The following is a 6,465-nucleotide window of genomic DNA, read 5'->3' as shown; positions in this document are numbered from 1 at the left end:
ATCAACTAACCAAACTGGCTATTTGTTTCCGTTTTTTTAAGATGAACTTGTTCATCTTGTTACTGTGTACTAAAAGTACATATATTTTTTGAAAATCTTTTGCATCACTTTGTGATACGTTTAGAATTTTCAGGGTTGTTTCACTGTTTAGTTTTCAATGTTCTATTTAAATTCAGCTTGAATAGTTTATCACAAGCGCCTAAGCTTGTCAACCACTTTTTTAAATTTTCTTGAAACCCATTGAAGTTGTACGGAGAAGGTGGGATTTGAACCCACGCGCCGCTATTAACGACCTACTCCCTTTCCAGGGGAGCCCCTTCAACCTCTTGGGTACTTCTCCAAGTAAACCAAGCTGATTGATTACAATTACTAACACATCATGTTAGTATTGTTCGCAATCCATTATTCGTTGCGACGGAGAAGGTGGGATTCGAACCCACGGTCCCTTTCGGAATCACTGGTTTTCAAGACCAGCTCCTTAAACCACTCGGACACCTCTCCATGTGTTGCTTGAACAGTATACCATTTCTAAATTTCATTGTCAAGCCTTTTTTGCATTATCGCAAATTAAAAATCATCATTTTATACTAGATAAAACTCACAATCTGCATTAGCGACATTCAATAGTATATCATTATGAAAAAGCAAAGTCAATACTGATTTCGCAATTTTTTTTATTATTCAAACAATTGACTATCTTTATGCAATTACACATGATACCTTCATTAGCATTTCCGCTATTGCTATATCTTCCGGGGTTGTTACTTTAATATTCTTATAGTCTCCCTCTACAATTTTAATACTATGATGACTCCCATGTTCAACAATCATCGCATCATCTGTTATTTCAAGATCAGTATGCTTCATTGTCTCTTGATATGATTGTTTCAACAAGTTAAACTCAAATGCTTGTGGGGTCTGTATTATATATGTCTGGCTTCTTTTCGGGGTATTCTTTATGATCCCGGTTTCATCTGCTATCTTTATTGTATCTTTACTAGGAACAGCTACTACTACTGCATTATAAGTCACTACTTCTTGCATTGTGTCTTCTATTATCTTGCTTGTAATAAGCGGTCTCGCCGAATCGTGTATTAATACATATTGATGTTCTCCATCATAGACACCCTTACTTCTTCGTTCCTCAGCAACCAATAATGCATTATATACAGAAAGATATCTCTCTTTTCCTCCAATAGCAATTGCCTTGACCTTATCAAAACCATAATACTCTACGATATGTTCCCTACAATAATCTGCTTCTTGATCCCCTACAACTAATACAATTTCATCAATATCGCTTTCTTGAAATACTTTTAGTGAGTAATACAGCATGGGCTTATCGTATATCGTCATATATTGCTTTGCTACATCAGACCGCATCCTACTTCCTTGACCTGCTGCCAATACAATCGCTATATAATTATCTTTCTTCAATCCAATGCACATCCTTCCCACAAATTCTATTTTCTATTGTCTTTGTCCAATCTTCAAATTGGGAACTGCATTCAAATCAAGACCATGTCTTGTTCCATTTTTATATTCATAATACGCAGCCGAAGCAATCATCGCCGCATTATCTGTACAATAGATAGGTGATGGATAGAACAATGACAGACCATTCTTTTTACACGTCTCTTCCATTGCACTTCTAAGTCCCTTGTTTGATGCAACTCCACCTGCTAGTGCAATTTTAGTCATTCCATATTCTTTCGCTGCTTCCATCGTCTTAGATACAAGAGCATCTACTACTGCATCTTGGAATGATGCTGCAATATCTGCACGATTCACTTCAATCCCTTTCATCTCGCACTGATTAAGATGATTCAAAACTGCAGATTTTACTCCACTAAAACTGAAATCCAAAGGTGCTCCTTCAACATGTGCACGTGGAAATGTAATAGCCTTAGCATTACCTTCTTTAGAAAGTGCATCAATCTTTGGTCCTCCCGGATATCCAAGACCAATTGCTCTTGCCACTTTATCAAATGCCTCACCTGCTGCATCATCTCTTGTTCTTCCTATAATCTCATACTTACCGTATTCTTTTACAATTACCAAATGCGTATGTCCACCAGAAACAATTAGGCATAAAAATGGTGGTTCTAATTCTTTGTTCTCTATATAATTCGCAGATACATGTCCCTCAATATGATGCGTTCCTACAAGTGGAATTCCCGTTGCATAACTAATTGCTTTCGCTTCTGCAACACCTACTAATAATGCCCCCACTAAACCTGGTCCATACGTTACACCAATTGCATCAATATCATCAAACGTAACACCTGCTTCCTCCATTGCCTCTTCGATTACTTGATTAATCTTGTCTATATGTTTTCTCGATGCAATTTCTGGCACTACTCCACCATATAATTTATGAAGGTCTATTTGAGATGAAATGACATTTGATAAAACTTCTCGTCCGTTTCTTACGACTGCTGCTGCCGTCTCATCACAAGACGATTCAATTCCTAAAATTAATATATCCTTTTCCATATGTTATCTCCTCAATGGTTTTCTCATTATACCGACAGATAGGGCACTCATGTAAAGTCTGCCCTCTACATTCATGCCCTATTATACTACTTTCTACTTTATTATCAATATCCTACTTTACAATTAACGTTCAATTACTTACTAGTATCTGTTGAAGAAGTTACCTCCCACCCTAGTATTCTCCACTTCCCTTGATCGTCTTTTCTTAATATATATTTTTCATAAGTTTTCACCACTTCGCTATCTTTTAATGTATAGGATGCAATTATGCTAGCGTATTCCTTACCATCTTTAGTCTCATACTCAACTGAACTGCTCTTTGCTACAGTACTAGTCACGATTGATCTCTTTGCCTTTTGAAAATCAAGAATTTCCGCTTTCAAATCCTTTAATTGATTCTCTATTGAATTCTGATCCAATAATTGCTGATCAAACAATACTCTTTCTTGAGCCATAAGCTTTTTAAGCGTATCATCATCTAATTTTTCTTTATAGTAACATGCAAGTATTTTATTAAACTGTATGATTACTTCACGAGGACTACTTGGATAATCCATCTCTATATCACTATCCAATATTTTTTGCACCTGTTCCGCTATCACTGCTTGTTCTCTCTTCTTATTGTTCTGATTTGAAAAAAACAAATACAATCCTACTAACACAATTGTTCCAATAATAATAATCAATACCTTATTGCGTTGTTCTTTTTTGCTTGTTGCCATACCGATTCCCCCTTACTTATATTTTAGTAGTCACTCTAAATAATTATCGTACCTACACATTTACTCTTCGTCAAATAATAATGTCTTTGACTTTCCGTCCCGCGCTGTTTTTGTATTACGGAATATTCCCCGCACATCTTCCAAAAATTCATCTGGTCGAATTAATGATGGACTATAATGCGTAAGCCACATTTCTTTTACTTGCGCTTGTTCTGCTAATGTAGCCGCCTCCTTAAAAGTCATATGCTTATGTGCAATTGCTTTTTCTTCCATACCTTTTTCGCCATACATACCTTCACAGATAAACAAATCTGAACTCTCTGCATTCTCTGCAATACTTGGAACTGGTCTCGTATCCGTACAATAGGTTAGCTTAATTCCTCGACGTGTTTCTCCTAGAACCATATCTGGTGTAAAGCATCTTCCATCTTCTTCAATTAGTTCCCCTTTTTGCAAGCGGCTCCAGTATTTTTGTGGTACATTATTCTCGCTCGCTTTTTCTGGTCTGAATTTACCTGCACGCAACACCTGAATACTATATCCGTAACAAGTAATATTGTGACTTACTCGAAATGCTTTTATTACATAATCGTTAACTTCAAATATCTCTTCTGCACCTGTAATTTCTTTATAGATAATTTCAAATGGTAATTCAGGTGCAATCACTCGAAGTGCACTAACAACTCTCTCAAGTCCCTTTGGCCCAATCATTATTACTGGCTCTGTACGATCCGAATTCCCCATAGACAATAGCAAACCTGGTAATCCACTAATATGATCTCCGTGATAGTGAGTAAAACAGATTACATCTATCGGATGAACACTCCAACCTTTTTCCCTTATCGCTATTTGCGTTCCTTCACCACAGTCTATTAATAAACTACTTCCATTTAATCTAGTCATTAACGCTGTTAACCATCTATTCGGTAGGGGCATCATGCCTCCTGTACCTAGCAAACATACATCTAACATCTATTATCCTCTCTTATATTAATTATCGGTTTTTCTCTCTGTATTATTAACATTTCGACTACATCTTAACACATTTTAGGAGATTCTTCAATGAACGAGACAATAAAAAATTGTATATAACGCATGTCCGCCTTAAAGTTGCAAACATTTGTCATATACAATTCCATTCCATCATGCAATATTCAATTATCACGATCTCTTGCCTACTCTTCCTTACATGACTTCTCTTTTTGAGGAGATCTCAACCGGAATTACAAAGTTAGAAACCATTTTGTTATAACATTTTTCGCATATATTAAATGTGTGGACCTGCAAATCTTTCTGAGAAAAATATCCCCATTCTTTCTCCGCATTAAAAACATCTTCCTTCAATATGCCATGTTCTACTTTTATTTTTTTCCCACATGCATTACAACATATTTCTTTGTTCTTTACGTCCTGCACATCTTTTAACAACTTCACTACTTATCCCTCCCGCCATTGCACGCCAACCAGATAACTATATTATACAAGAAAATATTCATATATTGTAGTGGTAATTACTTGTAACGCCACATAATCATTGCGTCTTCCAAGGGATTTTCGTAGAAGTTCTTTCTAGTTCCTACACTCTTAAAACCTAACTTTTCATATAGATGAATTGCTGCGCCATTGCTTTCTCTTACTTCTAACGTAAAATCCTGCGCACCTTTATCTTCTGCTCTCTTTATTAACTCATTTAACATATCTGTGGCTATATGCTCATTCCGGTAATCTGCTTTCACAGCTACATTTGTAATCTGTCCTTCATCTTGAATAACATATACTCCACTGTATGCTACTATTTCTTCTTGTTTACTTACAACAAGATACATACACATGTCTTGATTTAGCGAATCCAAAAAAGACGTTCTACTCCAAGGGTCAGAAAAGATATTCTTTTCCATCTCAACTACTTGTTCTAAATCTCGCTCTTCCATTCGTCTAATCGTAAACACTATTCTTGCTCCTTCATACTACGCTTCTTGTTTTGCTTTATTCTTTTCCGCAAGCTCTCTTTCCGCTTGTGATAATCTTAAATATTCTGGTTTATGCTCTCTTGCTGCAACCGTCTTACCTTCTTCGTAATATTTGCATGCAAGTGCTCCAATCGCTCCCGCTCTTTGTCTAGCCAAATGTATTGGTGCAAAGACATATGGTACTTTCGTATATTCTGCAATCTGCTCTTCATAAACAGGTACACCATCACCTAGGAAAATAACTTTCTTACCTTTTACATTGATTTCATCAAGAATATCTGCAAGTGCAACCGCACATTCTGGTTTAACAACTTCAAACTTGCCATCTACATATTCATAAAGCCCAGTATACACTTGATTTCTCTTTGCATCCATTAAAGGGCAAATCATATAATCAGTAGCTCCAATATTATAAGCCAACCCATCTACTGTTGGCACTTCAATAATCGGCTTATTCAGTGCTAATCCAAGTCCTTTTGCTGTAGACGAGCCAATTCTAAGCCCTGTAAATGATCCTGGTCCCATAGCAACTGCAATTGCATCAATATCTTTTAAATCCAGTTCTACCATCTTCACAACAGCATCTAACATTGGTAGTAATGTCTGTGAATGTGTTTTCTTAAAATTAACTGTATATTCTCCTATTAATTCATTTTCGGAAACAATCGCTACAGATGCAACTAATCCCGAACTATCTATTGCTAAGATTCTCATATTTAAACCCATGCATATCACAAGCCCGCTTGTGATACTGCCCATATACGTACAGTTGAAAGAATCCATGGGATGCACGGTCTCCTTTATGTGTATTTTCTTTCAACTTACTCCAATCTATACTAAGTTTGCTTCACCAACTGTTATTTTCCTGTAGTCAAATCCCTTTTCTAATTCTTTCTCTATCTTAATTACAGTATAGTTCTCTGGCAAAATCTCTTCTATAAGATTTGCCCACTCAATAAGGCATACCCCTTCACCATAGAAATAATCTTCATAGCCGATTTCGTCCATTTCTTCAACATCCGCAATTCGATATACATCAAAATGATAAAACGGCATTCTTCCCGATTGATACTCTTGTACAATTGTAAAAGTAGGACTGCAAATGGGCTCTTCTATTTGTAACCCATCTGCAAATCCTTGAGTAAAAACGGTCTTCCCAACTCCTAAATCTCCTAGAAGACAAAATATATCTTTTTTATTTGCTTTTTTTCCAAGATCATATCCCAATTGATATGTCTCTTTTTCATTAAAACTATCTATAACCATACTAACTCCAA

Annotated in this window: 8 protein-coding genes and 2 tRNA genes; all 10 read right to left on the bottom strand. The window is 36.1% G+C overall.

All coding sequences use genetic code 11. The features are described 5' to 3' along the window. Positions 1-251 precede the first annotated feature (251 nt). The 10 genes from RMR19_RS02840 to tsaE all read right to left on the bottom strand — a co-directional run bounded on the left by RMR19_RS02840 (position 252) and on the right by tsaE (position 6,454). A tRNA-Ser gene (locus tag RMR19_RS02840) sits at positions 252-340 on the bottom strand. A 75-nt stretch (positions 341-415) separates the two neighbouring features. Further along, positions 416-501 (bottom strand) — tRNA-Ser (locus RMR19_RS02835). A gap of 198 nt (positions 502-699) precedes the next feature. Continuing rightward, positions 700-1,437 (bottom strand): 2-C-methyl-D-erythritol 4-phosphate cytidylyltransferase, encoded by a 738-nt coding sequence (gene ispD, locus RMR19_RS02830; RefSeq protein ID WP_310601978.1) that lies wholly within the window; start codon positions 1,435-1,437, stop codon positions 700-702. A 33-nt stretch (positions 1,438-1,470) separates the two neighbouring features. After that, positions 1,471-2,496, bottom strand: a complete 1,026-nt coding sequence (gene tsaD, locus RMR19_RS02825; protein ID WP_310601977.1) for a tRNA (adenosine(37)-N6)-threonylcarbamoyltransferase complex transferase subunit TsaD — start codon at positions 2,494-2,496, stop codon at positions 1,471-1,473. Between the two features lie 134 nt (positions 2,497-2,630). After that, entirely contained in the window at positions 2,631-3,218 is a 588-nt protein-coding gene (locus RMR19_RS02820) for a DUF6715 family protein (RefSeq protein ID WP_310601976.1), read from the bottom strand. A 60-nt stretch (positions 3,219-3,278) separates the two neighbouring features. Further along, positions 3,279-4,190 carry a ribonuclease Z gene (locus RMR19_RS02815; protein WP_310601975.1) on the bottom strand — a complete coding sequence of 304 codons (912 nt, stop codon included), beginning with the start codon at positions 4,188-4,190 and terminating at the stop codon, positions 3,279-3,281. Positions 4,191-4,403: 213 nt separating this feature from the next. Continuing rightward, complete coding sequence (locus RMR19_RS02810; protein WP_310601974.1) at positions 4,404-4,652, bottom strand: hypothetical protein; 249 nt, start codon at positions 4,650-4,652, stop codon at positions 4,404-4,406. A gap of 77 nt (positions 4,653-4,729) precedes the next feature. Beyond that, complete coding sequence (rimI, locus tag RMR19_RS02805; RefSeq protein WP_310601973.1) at positions 4,730-5,167, bottom strand: ribosomal protein S18-alanine N-acetyltransferase; 438 nt, start codon at positions 5,165-5,167, stop codon at positions 4,730-4,732. Between the two features lie 18 nt (positions 5,168-5,185). Beyond that, on the bottom strand, positions 5,186-5,902 hold the full coding sequence (gene tsaB / locus RMR19_RS02800; protein WP_310601981.1) for a tRNA (adenosine(37)-N6)-threonylcarbamoyltransferase complex dimerization subunit type 1 TsaB: 717 nt from the start codon (positions 5,900-5,902) through the stop codon (positions 5,186-5,188). 117 nt (positions 5,903-6,019) lie between these two features. Next, positions 6,020-6,454, bottom strand: a complete 435-nt coding sequence (gene tsaE, locus RMR19_RS02795; protein ID WP_310601972.1) for a tRNA (adenosine(37)-N6)-threonylcarbamoyltransferase complex ATPase subunit type 1 TsaE — start codon at positions 6,452-6,454, stop codon at positions 6,020-6,022. Positions 6,455-6,465 lie beyond the last annotated feature (11 nt).

The sequence above is a fragment of the Anaerosporobacter sp. genome (assembly GCF_031551385.1).
Taxonomy (GTDB): Bacteria; Bacillota; Clostridia; order Lachnospirales; family Lachnospiraceae; genus Anaerosporobacter.
Note: the sequence above shows the minus strand (reverse complement) of the source record. Positions and strands in the feature narration are given on the sequence as shown.

Excerpts from the sequence above, each read along its gene's own strand:
- RMR19_RS02820 (WP_310601976.1), bottom strand. The coding sequence starts at position 3,218 with ATGGCAACAAGCAAAAAAGAACAACGCAATAAGGTATTGATTATTATT.
- tsaD (WP_310601977.1), bottom strand. The coding sequence starts at position 2,496 with ATGGAAAAGGATATATTAATTTTAGGAATTGAATCGTCTTGTGATGAG.
- tsaB (WP_310601981.1), bottom strand. The coding sequence starts at position 5,902 with ATGAGAATCTTAGCAATAGATAGTTCGGGATTAGTTGCATCTGTAGCG.
- RMR19_RS02815 (WP_310601975.1), bottom strand. The coding sequence starts at position 4,190 with ATGTTAGATGTATGTTTGCTAGGTACAGGAGGCATGATGCCCCTACCG.
- tsaE (WP_310601972.1), bottom strand. The coding sequence starts at position 6,454 with ATGGTTATAGATAGTTTTAATGAAAAAGAGACATATCAATTGGGATAT.